General features: G+C 67.9%; 14 protein-coding genes. 4 read left to right on the forward strand and 10 right to left on the reverse strand.

Translation table 11 applies throughout. The features are described 5' to 3' along the window. Positions 1–36 precede the first annotated feature (36 nt). Positions 37–1,470 (forward strand): cation:dicarboxylate symporter family transporter, encoded by a 1,434-nt coding sequence (locus ABIC25_RS02460; protein WP_354559761.1) that lies wholly within the window; start codon positions 37–39, stop codon positions 1,468–1,470. 91 nt (positions 1,471–1,561) lie between these two features. Here ABIC25_RS02460 and ABIC25_RS02465 read toward each other — a convergent pair whose 3' ends face one another. The 3 genes from ABIC25_RS02465 to ABIC25_RS02475 all read right to left on the reverse strand — a co-directional run bounded on the left by ABIC25_RS02465 (position 1,562) and on the right by ABIC25_RS02475 (position 3,051). After that, a complete protein-coding gene (locus tag ABIC25_RS02465; protein WP_167550897.1) occupies positions 1,562–2,056 on the reverse strand; it encodes a DUF5130 family protein in 495 nt (164 codons plus the stop codon). Beyond that, positions 2,043–2,297 carry an aa3-type cytochrome oxidase subunit CtaJ gene (gene ctaJ / locus ABIC25_RS02470; RefSeq protein ID WP_004019594.1) on the reverse strand — a complete coding sequence of 85 codons (255 nt, stop codon included), beginning with the start codon at positions 2,295–2,297 and terminating at the stop codon, positions 2,043–2,045. The genes ABIC25_RS02465 and ctaJ overlap by 14 nt, the downstream gene beginning before the upstream one ends. Before the next feature lie 148 nt (positions 2,298–2,445). Further along, on the reverse strand, positions 2,446–3,051 hold the full coding sequence (locus ABIC25_RS02475) for an HNH endonuclease (RefSeq protein WP_101818641.1): 606 nt from the start codon (positions 3,049–3,051) through the stop codon (positions 2,446–2,448). A 133-nt stretch (positions 3,052–3,184) separates the two neighbouring features. Here ABIC25_RS02475 and ABIC25_RS02480 point away from each other — a divergent pair, with 133 nt between their 5' ends. Beyond that, complete coding sequence (locus tag ABIC25_RS02480; RefSeq protein ID WP_004019591.1) at positions 3,185–3,631, forward strand: globin; 447 nt, start codon at positions 3,185–3,187, stop codon at positions 3,629–3,631. Positions 3,632–3,708: 77 nt separating this feature from the next. Further along, on the forward strand, positions 3,709–5,514 hold the full coding sequence (locus ABIC25_RS02485; RefSeq protein WP_354559763.1) for a glycoside hydrolase family 13 protein: 1,806 nt from the start codon (positions 3,709–3,711) through the stop codon (positions 5,512–5,514). Positions 5,515–5,527: 13 nt separating this feature from the next. Here ABIC25_RS02485 and ABIC25_RS02490 read toward each other — a convergent pair whose 3' ends face one another. The 6 genes from ABIC25_RS02490 to ABIC25_RS02515 form a co-directional block, all read right to left on the reverse strand. After that, positions 5,528–6,217, reverse strand: a complete 690-nt coding sequence (locus ABIC25_RS02490; RefSeq protein WP_354559764.1) for a DUF8010 domain-containing protein — start codon at positions 6,215–6,217, stop codon at positions 5,528–5,530. Beyond that, positions 6,217–6,708, reverse strand: coding sequence for an acyl-CoA thioesterase (locus ABIC25_RS02495; protein ID WP_354559766.1), 492 nt, complete (start codon positions 6,706–6,708; stop codon positions 6,217–6,219). The genes ABIC25_RS02490 and ABIC25_RS02495 overlap by 1 nt, the downstream gene beginning before the upstream one ends. A 74-nt stretch (positions 6,709–6,782) precedes the next feature. Beyond that, positions 6,783–9,044 (reverse strand): molybdopterin-dependent oxidoreductase, encoded by a 2,262-nt coding sequence (locus tag ABIC25_RS02500; RefSeq protein ID WP_354559767.1) that lies wholly within the window; start codon positions 9,042–9,044, stop codon positions 6,783–6,785. A 60-nt stretch (positions 9,045–9,104) separates the two neighbouring features. Beyond that, a complete protein-coding gene (locus tag ABIC25_RS02505; protein WP_354559768.1) occupies positions 9,105–13,835 on the reverse strand; it encodes an NAD-glutamate dehydrogenase in 4,731 nt (1,576 codons plus the stop codon). A gap of 40 nt (positions 13,836–13,875) precedes the next feature. Continuing rightward, positions 13,876–15,549 (reverse strand): energy-dependent translational throttle protein EttA, encoded by a 1,674-nt coding sequence (ettA, locus tag ABIC25_RS02510; protein WP_354559770.1) that lies wholly within the window; start codon positions 15,547–15,549, stop codon positions 13,876–13,878. Positions 15,550–15,716: 167 nt separating this feature from the next. Continuing rightward, positions 15,717–16,145: a single-stranded DNA-binding protein gene (locus tag ABIC25_RS02515; protein ID WP_004019578.1), complete on the reverse strand. Its 429-nt coding sequence runs from the start codon at positions 16,143–16,145 to the stop codon at positions 15,717–15,719. Between the two features lie 157 nt (positions 16,146–16,302). Here ABIC25_RS02515 and ABIC25_RS02520 point away from each other — a divergent pair, with 157 nt between their 5' ends. Then, positions 16,303–16,887 (forward strand): chorismate mutase, encoded by a 585-nt coding sequence (locus tag ABIC25_RS02520; RefSeq protein WP_354559772.1) that lies wholly within the window; start codon positions 16,303–16,305, stop codon positions 16,885–16,887. 12 nt (positions 16,888–16,899) lie between these two features. On the opposite strand, the gene ABIC25_RS02525 is transcribed toward ABIC25_RS02520, so the two are convergent. Further along, positions 16,900–18,924, reverse strand: a complete 2,025-nt coding sequence (locus ABIC25_RS02525) for a bifunctional copper resistance protein CopD/cytochrome c oxidase assembly protein (RefSeq protein ID WP_354559774.1) — start codon at positions 18,922–18,924, stop codon at positions 16,900–16,902. Positions 18,925–18,998 lie beyond the last annotated feature (74 nt).

Raw genomic sequence — 18,998 nt, forward strand, 5'->3', positions numbered from 1 at the left:
CACAGTTGTCCGAGGTGGATGAGGAGAGAATCACCGATGAACATTCGAGGCAGGTCCGGTGGCTCACCGGCCGGAGAAGATTCCGACCCGATCGCGACCACGCCCGACGATACGTCCGGCGCGCCCGCGAAGAAGCGGGACCGCACCCATTGGCTCTACATCGCCGTCATCATCGCGGTGGTCGCGGGTGTCGTGGTCGGGCTCGTCGCGCCCGGCGTCGGCAAGGACCTCGGCGTGCTCGGCACCATGTTCGTCAGCCTGATCAAGATGATGATCGCGCCGGTCATCTTCTGCACGATCGTGCTGGGCATCGGCTCGGTTCGCAAGGCCGCGACGGTCGGCAAGGTCGGCGGCCTCGCGTTCGTCTACTTCCTGGCGATGTCGACGGTCGCACTGGCGATCGGCCTGGTCGTCGGCAACATCATCCAGCCCGGCGACGGCCTCAACATCGACGCGATGTCGGGCAAGGGAGCCGAGCTGGCCGAGGACGCACACGAATCGGGCGGAACCCTCGACTTCATCCAGGGCATCATCCCCGAGTCCATGTTGTCCGCGCTGACCGAGGGAAGTGTCCTGCAGGCGTTGTTCGTCGCCCTGCTCGTGGGCTTCGCGATCCAGGCCATGGGCCGCACCGGGGAACCGATCCTCACCGCTGTCTCGTACTTCCAGAAGCTCGTCTTCAAAGTGTTGACGATGGTGCTCTGGGTCGCACCGATCGGCGCGTTCGGCGCCATCGCCAACGTGGTCGGACAGACCGGTTGGGCCGCGGTCCAGCAATTGCTGACCCTGATGCTCGCGTTCTACCTCACCTGCCTGGTCTTCGTCTTCGGCGTGCTCGGCGTGCTGCTGCGCACGGTCTCCGGGGTCTCGATCTTCCGCCTGGTGCGCTACCTCGCCCGCGAGTACCTGCTGATCTTCGCCACCTCGTCGTCGGAGTCGGCGCTCCCCCGCCTCATCGCCAAGATGGAGCATCTCGGCGTCGAGAAGACGACCGTCGGCGTCGTGGTGCCGACCGGTTACTCGTTCAACCTCGACGGCACCGCGATCTACCTCACGATGGCGTCGATCTTCATCGCCGATGCGATGGGCGACCCGTTGTCGGTCGGCGAGCAGATCGGCCTGCTCGCCTTCATGATCATCGCCTCCAAGGGCGCCGCCGGCGTCAGCGGAGCGGGACTGGCCACACTCGCCGGCGGACTGCAGGCCCACCGGCCGGAGATGCTCGACGGCGTCGGCCTCATCGTCGGTATCGACCGGTTCATGTCCGAGGCACGTGCGGTCACGAATTTCTCCGGCAATGCGGTCGCCACCCTGCTCGTCGGCTCATGGACCAGCACCGTCGACAAGCAGCGCGTCGACGATGTGCTGTCGGGTCGGGACCCGTTCGACGAGTCCAACATGGTCGACGACGAACTCGAATCGGACGCCACCATTGCACGTGGGGCGCACGAGAAGGTCCTCGCCCACTAGTTCTCACCCACCAGGGCGAGACGCCACGACAACGACGAGGCCGCCCCACCGGAAGGTGGGGCGGCCTCGTGGTCTGTGCAGGTGCAGGCGATCAGCCGGCGGCGGCCGCGGTGGCCATCACGCGCAGCGACGCGATCAGCCCGTCGATGAGGTTGCCCTGACGGAAACCGGTGACCGCGGCGGTGACGCCGAGGGCTGCCACACGATCGTTCACGCGGCTCGACACCAGACTGCCGGAGACGATGACCACGTCGCGCGAGTTCGGCGAGACGGCTATCAGGGTGCCGTATGCGGGCTCGGGCGACTTCGCGAGGAGCTCGCGCGCACTGGCCTCCACGTCGCCGTCCAGATCACCGATGTACACCGAGAAACGGACGAGGGCCTTCTCGCTCGCGGCCTTCAACGTGTCGTCGAGCGCGATCAGGTCACGCTTGCTGAAGGGCGGCGTCGTGGGCGAGTCACCGGGGTAGCGCGCCGCCGAGATGCGGCCGCTGTTGGTGAACACCGCTCCCACGGGCAGTTCGGCAGCCGAGCGGGCTGCGACCTCGGCGCTCACATTCGCGTGCGTAACCTCACCACTTGCCACTGGCCGAACTCCCGTCAACGTCGCTGGGCTCCGCGTGCCGCGGAAGTGCCATCGGTTCGATGTCGGTGGCACTGAAGAGAAGCGGTGCATGCTCCCACTGCTGGTCGAGGGTGTACTCCTTGACCTTCGGGTACTTGACCCCCGAGGAGAACACCATCGCGACAACACAGAGCAGCACGAAGAGAACCGTCACGATCGTGACTGGCACTCCGATGGGGACGATCAGGCTGTCGACGTCCATGTCACCCTTTCGATGGTCGCGCCGGACCCGCCCGGTTGTCGGCGCAGGTCATCGTTTATCAATCTAGCCCACCGGACACCACCGGGCGCACCGGGGCCTACAGCGCGTCGTAGACGCGCGAGGTGACCTCGCGTGGCCGGAACACAGCTCACGCGGCGCCCGCGTCGATGTACCGGAGCCAGGCCGGATCGATGTCCTTGATCGTCGCGAGCAGGCGCCAATGTCTGCCCTTCGGTGCCGCCGGAACCGTCCGCAGGGTCCACCCGAGTTCCCCGGTCAGGCGGTCCGCCTTGCGGTGATTGCACGACGCGCAGCAGGCGACGCAGTTCTCCCACGTGTGCGCCCCGCCCCGGCTTCGTGGGATCACGTGGTCGATCGTCGTCGCCCGCGCACCGCAGTAGCCGCACCGCATCCGGTCACGGCGCATCAGCGCGGCCCGGGTCATCGGGACGGTCGCCCGGTAGGGCACGTGGACGTAGGTACGGAGCCGGATCACGGTCGGCACCGGAACCGCGGTTCCCACCGAGTGGACCGCATCACCCCGTTCGTCGGCGTGCACCATGTCCGCGCGACCACGTAAGACGAGGACGATCGCCCGCCGGACCGTCACGGCCGTCAGTGGTTCATAGGTGGCATTGAGCAGCAGCACCCGGCGACGGGTCCACGCCGGGGTCCCGGTCGGGTTCGCCTCGGTCTCGACGGCCCCGTGCGGTGCCGTCGCGTGTGCCGACTTCGCGTGTGATCTGCGCGTCATGTCGCCTCCTGCCGCCCCGTCGAGCACAAGTCCATCACGGTCGTGCTCCACGCGGAGGCCGTTTCATGGTGTCGGGCCAGCTCACGGGCCCGACCCGGGCGCCACGTTGAGACCTCGGGCCCGGGTGAGGACAATGGCGGAGGTGACCGGCGAACCCAACACATCCCCTCCGAGCACACCGGCACCGGAGACCCCGGCGCGGACCTTCTACGACGAGGTCGGTGGTGCCGAGACGTTCCGGCGCCTCACCGCTGTGTTCTACGACGAGGTGGCCCGCGACGAGGTGTTGCGGCCGCTGTATCCCGAGGAGGACCTCGGCCCCGCCGAGCGTCGGATGCGGATGTTCCTCGAGCAGTACTGGGGCGGGCCCCGGACCTACTCCGATGAGCGCGGTCATCCCCGGCTCCGCATGCGCCACAATCCGTTCCGTGTCGGCCCGATCGAGCGCGACGCATGGCTCCGCTGCATGCACACCGCGATCGCGTCCATCGACGACGAGACGCTCGACGCCCCGCATCGCCGGGCGTTGATCGACTACATGGAGATGGCGGCGCAATCGATGATGAATTCACCCATCTGAGAGCGGTTTCGCTCCCGACACGCCGCCCGACTCGCCGACTGACCTGGATTTCTCCGAGAAAACTCAGGTAGGGCACAATGACCACGGTGAGCGACGAGACACCAGATGTTGTCCCCGCCGAGCCAACTGACGGGGGTCAGCCCGAGGATGCGCCGTACGACGACGGCGCGATCGAATCGGATGTCGATGCGCGCGACGAGCCGGCCCCGGATGAGTCGGCGACAGAGGCGGCACCCGTGGCCTCGGACACACCGGCCGCACCGCCCGTTGTGTCCCAGTTGGATCCGTCGGACACCTCGTGGTGGAAGTCCGCGGTCTTCTACCAGATCTACCCTCGCTCGTTCTCCGATCTGAACGGCGACGGCGTCGGCGACCTCGCCGGGGTCATCGACAAACTCGGCTACCTCGAACTGCTCGGGATCGATGCGATCTGGCTCAGTCCGATCATGGCCTCCCCCATGGCCGATCACGGTTACGACGTCTCCGATCCGCGCGACATCGATCCCCTGTTCGGCGATCTCGACGTGTTCGACGACCTCATCGCCGAGGCCCACGAGCGCGACATCCGCGTCACGATGGACCTCGTCCCCAATCACACGAGCGATCAGCACGAGTGGTTCGTCGCCGCGCTCGCGGCGGCACCCGGCAGTCCCGAGCGGGCGCGATACATCTTCCGCGACGGCCGTGGCGACGACGGCGACGAGCCGCCGAACAACTGGCACAGTATCTTCGGCGGACCGGCCTGGACCCGGGTGACGGAGGCCGACGGTTCGCCCGGACAGTGGTACCTGCACATCTTCGCGAAAGAACAGCCGGACCTGAACTGGGAGAACCCCGACGTCTTCGCCGATCTGGAGGAGACCCTGCGCTTCTGGCTCGACCGCGGCGTCGACGGTTTCCGCATCGACGTCGCCCACGGGATGGCCAAGCCCGCCGATCTGCCGGACATGGATCTGTCGGCGACCAAACTCCTGCAGAACTCGGACGACGATCCGCGCTTCAACAACTATGCGGTGCACGAGATCCACCGCAAGATCCGCAAGGTTCTCGACGAATACCCCGGCGCGGCCAATGTCGGCGAGATCTGGGTCAGCGACAACGAGCGTTTCGCCGAGTACCTGCGCCCCGACGAACTGCATCTCGGTTTCAACTTCCGGCTCGCCAAGGCGCCGTTCGACTCCGGCGCGATCAGAGAGGCCATCGAGAACTCTCTCGACGCGGTCCTGTCGGTGTCGGGCACGCCCACGTGGACACTGTCGAATCATGATGTCGCCCGCGAGGTCACCCGCTACGCGGTGGTCGATCCGGAGACCGGCTCGCTCGACCTCGAACGGGGAACGAGGCGTGCGCGTGCGATGCTCGTCGTCGAGATGGCGCTGCCCGGAACGATTTTCCTCTACAACGGATCCGAACTGGGGTTGCCCAACGTCGACGACCTCCCGGACGACGCCCTGCAGGACCCGGTGTGGGAGCGTTCGGGACGCACCGAACGCGGCCGCGACGGATGCCGCGTCCCGATCCCCTGGGAAGGGACCGAGCCCCCATTCGGATTCAGCACGTCGACCGACACCTGGTTACCGATGCCCGCCTCGTGGCAGGCCCTCAGCGTCGAAGCCCAGCTCGAGGACGTGGGTTCGATGTTGTCGCTCTACCGCGCCGCCATCGACCTGCGCGTGACGCGACCGGAGTTCGCCGGCGAGCACATCGAATGGTACGGCGCACCCGAGGGGTGCCTGGCGTTCCGCCGTTCCGAGGGCCGGCTGGTCTGTGCACTGAACGCCGGCGAGGTGCCGGTTCCGCTCCCGCCCGGTGAATTGCTGCTCGTCAGTTCGCCTCTCATCGACGGGATGCTCCCGCCGGACGCGGCGGCCTGGCTCGTGTGACGGGCCCGGCCGCCTAATTCAGGACGGTGACCGCGAGATCGCGATGGCGGCGCTGGTAGACCGACCCGAAGCGCGCGTCGATCCGAATCCACGCCGCAGACATCCGGATTCGCACCGGTTCGTCGGCGGCGATCGCGCCGGTGTCGGAGGTCTCGGTGACCGCGCGCCCGGCCGCGTCGCGGATGAACCCCATACCGGTGAGGGCGAAGACCGACCTCATGCTCACCGCGGCCCGCAGTGCACCGTCGTCGGAAGTGACCTCCAGGACATCCTGGTCGAGCAGACCGGTTGCGGGACCGTGCCCGCTGCCGTCCTCGCGCGCGACACGGGCGCCCTCCCTGGACAGTTCGACGATGCTACGGGCGGGGACGTCGTCGATGTGCCGGAAGCCGACCGCGGCGGGAAGCGCTCCGCGCCAGGCACTGTCGAGCGAGAAACCGGGGTCGACCGCGTCGCCGGGCCCGGCCGCCTCGACCTTGGATCGCAGGGTCGACGCGTCGCACACAACGTCGGTCGGCGCGACCCGTCCGGTCACCGAACGCGTGGCGAGGACATCGAATCCGGTGTGTGCCCACAGGGCCACCAGCCCATCCGATCGCGCCACCACCCGGACGACCGCGGCGTCGTCGAGACGCACGGCATGTGCCAGGAACGCGAGAGCATTGGATCGGTCGGACGACGCGATCTCGATGAACCGCTCCATCAGCTGGGTCCGGCGGATCGAGTGCTGGATTCGTCTCTCACCCGGCGGAATCCGGCGAGGTAGTCCTTCTGCTCCGGGGTCAGCCGCGCAATGCGTTGCGCCTCGACGTCGAAGGCGACGAGCTGGGTGCTCGCGACGACGGCCGGGCGCGAGGCGGGGTCGGCGCCCGCCGCCCGCACCTCGTAACCGACGGTGAAGTCGACAGCGCGCAGTCGCTCCACGTACATCGTGACCTCGATGGGCCCCTCGGAATGACGCAGCTGCGCTTGATATCTCACGTGTAGATCGGCGACCAGACAACCGTCCCGCAGCGGAGCGGTCGGCCGGCCGTCGTAGAACAGCCACGGGATACGAGCCTCTTCGAGCAACGTCACCATCCGGGCATGGTTGATGTGCGCGTAGACATCCATGTCCGACCACCGGACCGGCACCTCGACCACATATCCGGCGGCGGTCGCGGTCCCGGCGTCCTCGTTCAGCACGTACGTCATCCCCTGTCAGATCGGTATCCCCGGGGTGGCCCTCGCGGCCGCCCGGGTGCCACCCTACGCACCGGGCCACCAGGTCAGGCAGGCGCGATGTCCACCGGAAGACCGTTGAGGACGACGGTTCCCGACAGCGGGTCCAACAGCGCGCCGTCGTTCAGGTCATTGACGTTCACGCCCGGGTCGGCGGAAGCGACTCCGAGCCGGATGCCCTCGACGTCGTGACCCCACCCGTGCGGCAGCGACGCGACGCCCGGGCGGATGTCGGTGGTGATCTCGACGGGAACGGTCAGCATCCCGCCCGCGCCGCGGACCTTTGCGACATCGGAGATCCCGAGGCGGTCGGCGTCGTCGGGATGCATCAGCAGAGTGCAGCGGTTGGTACCGCCGGTGAGCGCAGGCAGATTGTGCATCCAGCTGTTGTTGGACCGCAGGTGGCGGCGGCCGACCAGCAGCAGGCTCCCGTCCGCCACCGGAACCGCGCCGGACACGGCGGATACGGCGGCCGACAGTCGGGCGAGGTCACCGACGAGCGCGTCGGGGGCGAGTTCGACCTTGCCGGACGCGGTGCGGAGCACTCCGGGTAGACGCGGCCGCATCGGTCCCAGGTCGATGCCGTGCGGCGCGGCCACCACATCCGCGAACGTGAGTCCGTCCCGTGTGCCGAAAGCGTCGCCGTAATCGCCGATGCGCAGCTGCATGTCCAGACGACGTAGATGTCCCGGCCCCTCGGGCAGCATCGCGACCAGTGAGTCGACGTCGCGACCCGCGACCGGTGAATGCGGGTCGGCGACCTCCTTGGCCAGTGTCGCTCCGATGACCTGCTCGTCGACGAGCCCGGGGTCGGCGTCGACTCCGGCCCCGGAGAGTCCCAGGATCAACCGGGAGACGATCTCGATCTCGTCCGGTCGCCCCGGCGGGAGCGGCAGCACGGGCGGTGAATAGCGGACGGTGGCCCGGACCGCCAGATTGTTCAAAACGGCGTCGAAGTGCGGACTCTGCGACGGGCGCGGGGGCGGCAGGAGAACGTGCGCGTGTCGTGTCGTCTCGTTCAGGTACGGGTCGACACAGACCACGAACTGCGCGTCGTCGAGCGCATGCCCCAGCCGCCCGCCGTTGGGTGCGGACAACACCGGGTTGCCTGACACGGTGACCAGGGCGCGTAGCCGTCCGTCGCCGGGTGTCTCGAACTCCTCGGCCATCGCGACGGCGGGCAGCTCGCCGCCGACCTCCGCATGTCCGGACACGCGGCTGCGCCATCTCCCGGTGCGGAACCCGCGTCCCGCACGGGCCGGGCGTGGGGCCGGTGCCGTCGGGGCGAGCGGGAACATCACTCCCCCGGGACGGTCGAAGTTGCCGGTCAGGATGTTCACCACATCGATGAGCCAACTGCCCAGGGTTCCGAATTGCACTGTCGTGGTGCCCATTCGGCCATAGACGGCTGCCGACGGGGACGCGGCGATCGACCGCGCGAGCTCCCGGATGTCAGCGGCAGCGACACCGCAGAACGTAGCGACACGCTCGGGCGTGAACTCCCTCATCTCGTGTCGCAGCGCGTCGACGCCGATGACGTGTGCGGCTATCCCGCCGAGGTCGTCGGCGACGAGGTCTTCGTCGAACAGGCACTGGACGACCGCGGACAGCAGCGCCGCGTCGGTGCCCGGTCGCGGTGCGAGGTGGGTGTCGGCCAGTTTGGCCGTGCGAGTGCGCGCCGGGTCGATGACCGTGAGCCGCCCGCCGCGTCGGCGCAGCGCGGTGAGTTTGCCCGGGAAGTCGGCGGCCGTGGTCACGCTGCCGTTGGAGACCACCGGATTCGCTCCGATGATCACGAGATGGTCGGTACGGTCGAGATCCGGGACGGCGAAGGTCCCCGCGTGTCCGACGAGATAGCCGGTGGCTGCCTGCTTCGGCATCTGATCGAGCGTGCTCGCACTGAACACGTTGTGGGTCCCGAGCGCGCGGATGAGCAGCGGCGCGTACATCGTGCCCGCGACGGTGTGCGCGGACGGGTTGCCGAGGTAGAAACCGATCGACTCGCCACCGGAGGTCGCGATCACCTCACCGAGTCCGTCGACGGCCGCCGCGAGCGCTGTGTCCCAATCGGTGTCGACGAGCCGGCCGTCGCGTCGGACGAGCGGTCGATCGAGGCGATCAGGATCGTTGTCGAGCTGCGCGAAGCTCGCGCCCTTCGGACAGATATATCCGGCGCTGAACACGTCCTCGGCATCGCCGCGTGCCCCGGTGACGATCTCGCGGCCGGTCGTGGAATCCCGGTCGATACTGAGGGTAAGACCGCAGGTGGCCTCGCAGAGTGGACAGATGCGCGGCGCAATTCGAGTCATACGCCCAGGCTAGGCCGTCGTGACACCGGTCGTCGGACGATTACTCCGACGGCCGCGGGCTCAGCGGATCACGCTGCGCAACTGGCGGGCGGCGACCGTGAGGGTGGCGAGGTCTGCGGTCCCGGTCTCGTCGATCTCTCGGAGCACGCTGCGAACCCGACTGAGCCGGCTCGACTGTGAGGACTCCCATTCGGCAATCTTCTCCGCCGTGCTCTCCTCGGGTTCGCTCACCTCGAGGATCTTCAGCGTGAGCGCTCGCAGGGCACCATGCATGTCGTCGCGCACGGCCAGCCGCGCGAGCGCATGCCACCGGTCGCCGTACTCGAGTCCCGACACCGCCGTGAGCAACTGCTCGAGCTCGAAGTGTTCCATCACGGCGAAGTACAGCTCGCCGACCTCGGCGGCGTCGCGGTCGGCGATCTCGGCGGCGTCGATGATGTCGAGCAGGCAGAACCGGTGCAGGCTCGCCGCGACGGTGCGGGCGAGGTCCTCGGGCACCCCGCGGTCGGCGAAGCCCCGGGCACGCTCGGTGATATCGCGGAGCGACGTCGGGCCGTACCAGTCATCGACGACGGCGGACAACGACGCGACCCGCTCGCCGTAACGAGTGATCTCGGCGGCCATGGCCAGCGGCTGCGGCCGGAAGGCGAGCAACCACCGGGAGGCCCGGAACAACAGGCGTCGCGCGTAGAGCATCATCTCGTCGACGGCCTCGACCGGCGCGGGCGCGTGCCGGATGCCCTCGACGACCTCGTTCATGCCGAAGACCTTGTTGGACACCACGTATGCACGCACACCCTCTTCGGTGGTGCAGCTGCTCCCCTCGCTCAACCGGAACAGATGGGTCATGCCTGCGTGGTCGATCACATCGTTGACGAGGGTCGTCGCCACGATCTGGCGGCGTAGACGGTGCCCGCCGATCGCATCGGGGTACCTCGCACGGACCGCGTCCGGGAAGTAGCGCGCGATGCGGGGCGCGAACACGTCGTTGTCGGGCAGGTCGGTGGCGAGCAGGTCGGCTTTGGACTCGAGTTTGACGTGCGCCATGAGCGTGGCGAACTCGGGTGAGGTGAGGCCGCGGTGCAGATCCCCGTCGACTCGTCTCCGCAATTCGCGTGGCTCGGGCAGTGCCTCCAGGCGCAGGTCGACACCGCGCTTGGCGGCGAGGTGTTCGAGCATGCGGGCGTGCACCTCCACGCGTGTCAGCTCGAAGGTCCGGCAGAATCCGAGTTCGGAGTTCTGCGAGATGTTGTCGGCGAGAACGAGTTCGGCGACCTCGTCGGTCATCGACTCCAGCAGCGGGTCCCGATCGGCGGCGTCGAGCTCACCCGCCGAGACTGCCGAGTCGAGCAGGATCTTGATGTTGACCTCGTGGTCGGAACAGTCGACACCGGCCGAATTGTCCAGGGCGTCGGTGTTGATGCGGCCCCCGGCCAGGTCGAATTCGATCCGACCGCGCTCGGTGACCCCGAGGTTGCCGCCTTCGCCGATCACCTTGGCCCGCACCTCGTTGCCGTCGACGCGGATCGGATCGTTGGACTTGTCGCCGACGCTCCCGTGCGATTCGGTCGAGGCCTTGACGTAGGTGCCGATGCCGCCGTTCCACAGCAGGTCGACCGGGGCGAGCAGGATCGCGCGGATCAGGTCGGGCGGCGACAGCTCATCGACGGCTTCGTCGAAGCCCAGTGCTTCCGCCATCTCCGGGGTGATCGGGATGGACTTGAGATCGCGCGCCCACACTCCGCCGCCGGCGCTGATGAGGTCGGTGTCGTAGTCGGCCCATGAGGAACGGGGCAGTTCGAAGAGCCGCGTGCGCTCCTCGAACGACGCCGCCGCCTGCGGGTCGGGGTCGACGAAGATGTGCCGATGGTCGAAGGCGGCGACGAGTCGGATGTGCTCGCTGAGCAGCATGCCGTTCCCGAAGACGTCGCCGCTCATGTCACCGATCCCGACGACGGTGAAGTCCTGCGACTGGGTGTCGGTGCCCATCTCGCGGAAATGACGCTTGACCGACTCCCACGCCCCGCGGGCGGTGATGCCCATGGCCTTGTGGTCGTATCCGGCCGAGCCGCCGGAGGCGAAGGCGTCGCCGAGCCAGAACCCGTACGACGTCGACACGTCGTTGGCGATGTCGGAGAACGACGCGGTGCCCTTGTCGGCCGCGACCACCAGGTAGGTGTCGTCGGAGTCGAGCCGGACGACCCCGCGGGCGGGGATCACCTCGCCGGTCGTGAGATCGATGTTGTCGGTGACGTCGAGCAACCCGGCGATGAACTGCCGGTAGCACGCGATTCCCTCGGCCCGCTGCGCCTCCCGGTCCCGCGCGGCGTCCCCGGAGGGCGGCGGCGGTCGCTTGACGACGAAACCGCCCTTCGCGCCGAGCGGAACGATCACGGCGTTCTTCACCGCCTGCGCCTTCGCGAGTCCGAGGATCTCGGTTCGGAAGTCCTCGCGACGGTCCGACCACCGCAGGCCGCCGCGGGCGACCGAACCGAATCGGAGGTGGACCCCCTCGACACGCGGTGAGTAGACGAAGATCTCATGCAGCGGACGGGGTTTCGGGGTCTGCGGGATGTCGCGCGGACGGAGTTTGAACGAGATGACCGGACAGTGGTCGGTGTCGGGGTCCCGGCCGCCGACGAAGTAGTTCGTGCGATCGGTCGCGCTGAGGACCGCGGCGAACGCGGAGACGATGCGGTCGGCGTCGAGGCTCAGCACGAGCCCGATCTCCTCGGCGAGCCGTTCGCGCAGTCGTTCTCGGCGCTTCTCGTCGGCGGTCTCGGGGTCGAAGGACGCCACGAAAAGATCCACCAGCCCGCGGGTGATGGCGAGATGCTGCCCGAGTACGGCGGCCACGTGGGCCGAGCTGTAGGAGAATCCGCACTGGCGCAGGTACTGGCCGTAGGCCCGCAGCATCGCCGCCGACCGCCAGTCCAGACCCGACCGGATGACGAGTTCGTTGTAGGCGTCGACGTCCGCGCCGGCCAGCCAGATGCGCCGGAAGGCCTCGGTGAACCGGTCGGCGAGATCGTCGGCGTGGTCCAGGTCCACGGTCATCCCGGCCGCGAGCTGCACACTGAATTCGTATGCCCAGCAGACTGTTTCATCCAACCGATGGATCTCGTAGGGATGTTCCTCCAGGACGTCGAGGCCGAGACTGTGCAGCACCGGCAGGACGTCGGTGAGTGTTGCCGACGCTCCGCAGAGGTAGAGCGTGAAGATCCACCGGTCCTGCTGCGCGTCTCCTCCCGACTCGGCGGCGTCGAGGGTCACGTCGATCTCGCCCGGCTGCAGACCCACGACGCGAATCAGATCGGCGAGCGCCGCGCGCGGTTCACGAAGCTCCTTGTAATCCTCCGACAACGAGGACAACTGGCGCAGCAGCACGTCCGGGCCGCCTCCGAGCCCGGGGATGTCCTCGGCGGCAGCCAGTTCGCGAACCCGCTCGTCCCAACCGCGGATCGCGGCCGCCAGCGAGGCCTGCATCCGCGCGTGGGCCGGCGATCCCGTGTCGACGGAACCGAGCTCGGCAGCGGTCGTCGGATCGATGCAGACCAGCACCTGCAACAGCGCCAGCGGCATCTCACTGACGCGCGCCGTGTATTCCAGTGCCGTCCCGTCGACTTCGGCGACCAGCGCACGTTCGAGTGCCAGCCGGCTGTCGGTGTTGTAGCGGTCCCGGGGAAGGTAGATGAGCGCGACCGCGGTGCGTCCGTCGAAGTTGGTGCGCACGAAGAGGCGCAACGACCGCGTCGCCACCGCGTCGAGCATCTCGGTGAGCCGACGTTCGAGCTCGTCTTCGGTCGACGAGAACATCTCCACCAGCGGGTAGTTCTGCAACAGTTCGATCATCGACTGCCCGGCGAAGGAGTCCTCCTCGACACCGGCGTGCGCGAGGACATCGTGCACCTTGCCCCGCAGCACCGGGACGTCGAGAACGGCCTGGTGGTTGCCCGCCGAGGTGAGGGTGCCGAGGAACCGGTGCTCACCGTTGTGTTCACCGCTCCCGTTGAACGTCGGAACCTGGAGCAGCACAGGAAAATTCGTCCGCTGGATGCCGGTCGCAACGAACACCCGGCTCACCCTGGGCATCAGTCGGCGGTCGGACACCGACGGGAAATCGCGGTCGATGGAGTCGGTTCGCCACACGCCGAGACGTTCCGCGTCCGCCGCGGAGCCGTCCACACCCACCCGCGCATAGCCCAGTGGATGGAAGTGATTACCCGCGAACCACTCGAGAAGAGCTGCGTATTCACCGCGCTCGGCATCGCCGACGCCGGTCCGTGCGAGCGGCGCGTCGGCCATCTCGCCGGCACACGCCACCATGCGCGCACGCATGTCCGATGCGTCGGCATCGACGTCGATGACCCGCGAGACGACTTCGCGGAGATCTTCGCGCAACGGCTCCGGGTCGATCCCCGGATGACGCGCGAGACCGCTGACGACGATCCACGACTCAGAGGTCGTCTCGCCGGCGTCGACGGCGACGAGTGTGCCCTCGGAGTCGCGTCGTACCGGCATCACCGGATGATCCATCCGGTCGACGGTGAGGTCATGTGCCTCGACCGTGGCCAGGACGGCTTCGACGAGCATCGGCATGTCGTCGTTGACGACGAGGATCTCGACCGTTCCGCCCTCACCCGCAGTCACCTCGACGAGCGCCTGCCCGCGACGGCGGACGCGAGCGGCATCGAGATGCCTGATGACCTGGTCAGCGGCCGACTCGCCTGCCGACCCGTCGGTCCGCGACCTGAAGTAGTGGTTCACCGCGTCCGGAACGAGTGACGTCACATCTGCCGATGCTAGTCACCCGCGCCGGACGGGGTCGGGATTAATCGCGAGTGAGTTTGCGGTGTGTGACGCGGTGGGGGCGGGCGGCGTCGGCGCCGAGACGGTCGATCTTGTTCGCCTCGTAGGCCTCGAAGTTGCCCTCGAACCAGAACCACTGCCCCTCTTCGACGTTGCCCTCCCACGCCAGGATGTGGGTACAGGTCCGGTCGAGGAACCAGCGGTCGTGGCTGATCACCACGGCACAACCCGGGAACTGCTCGAGCGCGTTCTCCAGTGAGCCCAGGGTCTCGACGTCGAGGTCGTTGGTGGGCTCGTCGAGCAGGATCAGGTTGCCGCCCTCTTTCAGGGTGAGCGCGAGGTTCAATCGGTTGCGCTCACCGCCGGAGAGCACCTCGGAGCGCTTCTGCTGGTCGGGCCCCTTGAACCCGAAGGCGCTGACGTACGCGCGCGAGGGCATCTCGTTCTGACCGACCTCGATGTAGTCGAGTCCGTCGGACACGACCTCCCACACCGTTTTCTTGGGGTCGATGTTGGCGCGGCTCTGGTCGACATAGCTCAGCTTGACCGTCTCGCCCACCTTGACGGTGCCCGAATCCGGCTGCTCGAGCCCGACGATGGTCTTGAACAGGGTCGTCTTGCCGACGCCGTTGGGTCCGATCACGCCGACGATGCCGTTGCGCGGCAGCGTGAACGACAGATCCTTGATGAGAACCCGGCCTTCGAAGCCCTTGTCCAGGTGGGAGACCTCGACCACGACGTCGCCCAGACGAGGCGGCGTCGGGATCTGGATCTCCTCGAAGTCGAGCTTGCGGGTCTTCTCCGCCTCGGCGGCCATCTCCTCGTACCGGGCCAGACGGGCCTTGTTCTTGGTCTGACGGGCCTTGGCGCCCGAACGAACCCAGGCCAGCTCTTCCTTCAGCCGCTTCTGGAGCTTCTGGTCCTTCTTGCCCTGGACCTCGAGACGCTCGGCCTTCTTCTCCAAGTAGGTCGAGTAGTTGCCCTCGTACGGGTGCAGCTTGCCGCGGTCGACCTCGCAGATCCACTGCGCGACATGGTCGAGGAAGTACCGGTCGTGGGTCACGGCCAGCACGGCGCCGGGGTAGCTCGCCAGGAACTGCTCGAGCCAGAGCACCGACTCGGCGTCGAGGTGGTTGGTCGGCTCGTCGAGCAGGAGGAGGTCGGGCTTCTGCAGCAGCAGCTTGCACAGCGCGACGCGGCGCCGCTCACCGCCGGAGAGGTGGGTGACCGGCGAGTCGGCCGGCGGACACCGCAGGGCGTCCATGGCCTGCTCGAGCTGCGAGTCGAGGTCCCAGGCGTCGTTGTTGTCCAGGTCTTCCTGGAGTTTGCCCATCTCCTCCATCAGCTCGTCGGAGTAGTCGGTGGCGAGCTGCTCGGCGATCTCGTTGAAGCGGTCGAGCTTGACCTTGATCTCGCCCATGCCCTCTTCGACGTTCTCCTTGACCGTCTTCTCCTCGTTCAGAGGCGGTTCCTGGAGCAGGATGCCGACCGTCGCGTCGGGGTCGAGGAAGGCCTCGCCGTTCGACGGCTGGTCCAGGCCGGCCATGATCTTCAGGATCGACGACTTGCCGGCGCCGTTGGGACCCACCACGCCGATCTTGGCGCCCGGGTAGAAGGACATGGTGACGTCGTCGAGGATGACCCTGTCGCCGTGCGCCTTGCGAACCTTCTTCATCGTGTAGATGAACTCAGCCACGTGAAAACTCCTTCGGACCTGCTCGATGCCGTGTGATTGTCAGCCGCGGACGCGGGGGTGGGCGCCCAGAGCGCACACACATGGAATCCAGCCTAGTCGCCGCCGGATGCCGGGCGACGGTCCGGTGGGTTCGGGCCCTGTCACGCGGGCCCGATCCGACCGTCAGGTCACGCCGCCGACTCCTGGGCTGCCGGCGCCGGCGCGACGGTCGGCGCGTCGACCGCGCGTCCCTGCGCGGGCGTGCCCCGATAGGTGACGACGCAGCGGCTCAGATCGAGTCCGACGGCCACCGCTGTCATCTCGAGATCGGAGCGGCGCGACCCGTCCGCCGACGGGTACTCGTTGGTCTTGATCTGGCCGTGTGCCATCACCGGCCGCCCCTTGGCGATCGCCAGGCCGACGCCGGTGAGCAGGCGCCGCCAACAGCTGACCGTGAGGTACAGCGTGGGACCGTCGGTCCATTCGCCGGTGCTCTTGTCGATGCGGCGCGACGTGCATGCCACGCGGAACGAGATCACATCCTCGCCGGTGGTCGTCTGACGCCGGCGGGGATCGGACACTACGGTTCCGATGACGGTCGTGTACGTCTCAAACATGGTCGTCTCCTACGGGTGTCGGCCACGGGAAGGTGTGGCCGACTCAGGATCACCCGCGACGGCATGAGAAAACGTCCACCTTCCCCGGCTGTGGAGAATCGAACGGGTTACCCACAGATCACCGGCGCACCGGGTGTTCCCGCCCTAGGATCGCGGAATGCGGATGCGCGGGTTTCTGGTCGGTCTGATCGCGACGGTCATGATGCTGCTGGCCCCGCCCTTCGCGGGCGCGGCGCCGAGCACACAGATCGGGTTGACCGGCCTGACCGAGGCGATGGCAGGCCGACTCGCACTGGCCGACTCCGTCGCCGCGACCAAGTGGGCCTCCGGCGCAGCCATCGACGACCCGGCCCGCGAACAGGTGGTCCTGGACACGGTGTCGCAGTTGGCGCTCGACCGCGACCTCGATCCGGCCTACGTCCGCAGCGTCTTCCGCGACCAGATCGAGGCGAGCAAGACCGTGCAGCGCGGGTTGTTCGCCCGATGGCAGTTGCCCGGTCAGACGGCGCCGCCCGCGACGCCGGATCTCGGCCCGGTCCGGACGGCGATCAACGCGTTCACCGTGGCGATCGTCGACGAGCTGGCCGCTGCACGGGGACTCGTGACGAGCCTTCGGTGCCCACCGGAGCTGGTCGCCGCGACAGGATCCACCGCTGTCGGGCTCGGCTTCGATCCGCTGCACATCGGTGCCCTCGTCCAGGCCGGGTCGTCGGTCTGCACGGTGTCGACGGGGTCCAGCTGAGGCGGATACGGCTCAACCGCGTTTGTTGAGCTCCTTGAGCATCTCGTTGTAGCTACCGAGGTCGGCGTCGTGGTCGCGCACGGCGTTGCGGTCGTAGCGTCGCGCCTGCCTGGTGTCGCTTCGCTGCCACTGCACGAACAGCGAGAGCAAGACCACCACGAGCGGGATCTCGCCTGCAGCCCAAGCGATTCCGCCGCCGACGCGCTGATCGTCGAACAAGCCGTAGTTCCACGGCAGATTCAGTCCACGGTAGTAGGTCTCGGCGATGACCGCGGTGGTCATCATCAGCGCGATGCCGAAGAACGCGTGGAACGGTATCGAGGCCATCACGAGGCCGAGCTTGGCCACCGGTGACACCTGACGCGGCGCCGGGTCGATGCCGATCACCAGCCAGTAGAACAGGTAACCGCTGATCAGGAAGTGGAGATTCATCAGCAGATGAGCCGCGTGATACTGGACCACGGCCTCGTACAGACCGCCCAGATACAGCACGTAGAAGCTGCCGACGAACATGACCGCGGCGATCAGCGGGTGGGTCAGAATCCGGGACGGCGCCGAGTGCACACCCAGCTGAATCCATTCGCGAGGTCCCGGCGGATTGCCCCGTCCTGCCGGCGGCAGCGCCCGCAACGCAAGCGTCACCGGGCCGCCGAGCACGAGCAGCACCGGCACCATCATCGACATCAGCATGTGCGCGATCATGTGGATGCTGAACATCGCCGGCGCATAGCGGCCGAATCCCGAGGACGTCGCCAGCAACAGCAGCAGACACCCGAGAACCCATGCCACGGTACGGCCGACCGGCCAGGCGTCGCCCCGGCGCTTCAGGCGGATGACGCCGCGCAGATACACGACGGCCAGGACGATGGCGGCGAGACCGAAGATCAGATCGAAGCGCCACTCGGTGAGAAGACGGACGAACGTCGGCGGTCCGTCGAGGTCGTATCCGATCGCGTTCTCGGTCGCCGAGATCTCCGCGGTGTCGACGAGGGGCGGCGGAGTACGGCCCAGACCGACGGCGAGCCCGAAGGTCGCCGCGAACACCGCCAACTCGACCAGGCCGAACCGGACGAACAGAGAGGGCTTGGCGTCGGAATCCAGTTGCGCGATGGTCACCCGCCGATGCCAGGCACCCAGCCCGCCGAGCACGACGAGGGACACCACCTTGGCCACGACGAGGCGGCCGTACGTGTCGGTGAACAGGTCCCCCACCGGTACCCGCACCAAGGCGTTGACCACGCCGCTGGCGCCGACGACGAGGATGCACCAGAACGCGACGCGAGAGAACCGTCGAACCGCGAGCGCACGCCACCGTCCGTCGGCGAGGGCATAGACCACGACGGCGGCCAGCCCACCGAGCCACAGGGTCGCCCCGATGATGTGCAGGATCAGGCTGTTGGTGGCCACGTCGTGGTTGCCGCCCGACGACGAGTGGCCTGCCAGCGCCGAGGGCATCAGGCTGAACACGGCGAACGCGATCACCGCGATCGTCGGGCCCCAGTGCAGGGTGATCCGCGCGATGATGGCCGCCACCAGCGCGAACACCGCGGTCCAGAACCACGTGCGCACCTCTGCGACCTGGCTGTACGCGGTCAGCAGATTGGCGGGTCGGATCGCTTCGCCGAGCGGCGCCCCGCTGACCTCCGACGCCGAGAACGGCATCAGGAGGAGGGCGCAGACCGACCACGTCAACGCACTCGCCGCGGCGATGCGGATGGCGCGATAACCCCCGACGTCGAGGACACCACTCGCCTGGGGCGGGACGAAGAACGCGGCGAACACGGCCGAACCGAGCGCGATGGCCGCGGCGAACTCGCCGACCGCGGTCAGCGCCGGCGCGCCGTAGGTGGTGAGGGGCCCCGGATCGGGTACGCCGGTCAGCCGCAGCGCCGACGCCGCGGAGATCGCGGTGACGGCGACTGCGACGATCGCGGCGAGCCAACCCGATGCCCACAGGATCGCGGTGACGACGCCGCGCGGTTCGTTCATCGCGTCGCGATGCTGCTCCGCGGAGGCGGGCGTCGACGTGCGGGTCATCCCTCAACTGTAGGACCGGCAGCTGACGCGATCCCAATTCGACCTGGCCCGCCGTGGCGCACGGCATACCCGCG

It is taken from the genome of Gordonia sp. PvP123, assembly GCF_040547295.1.
In the GTDB taxonomy this organism is placed as follows: domain Bacteria; phylum Actinomycetota; class Actinomycetes; order Mycobacteriales; family Mycobacteriaceae; genus Gordonia; species Gordonia terrae.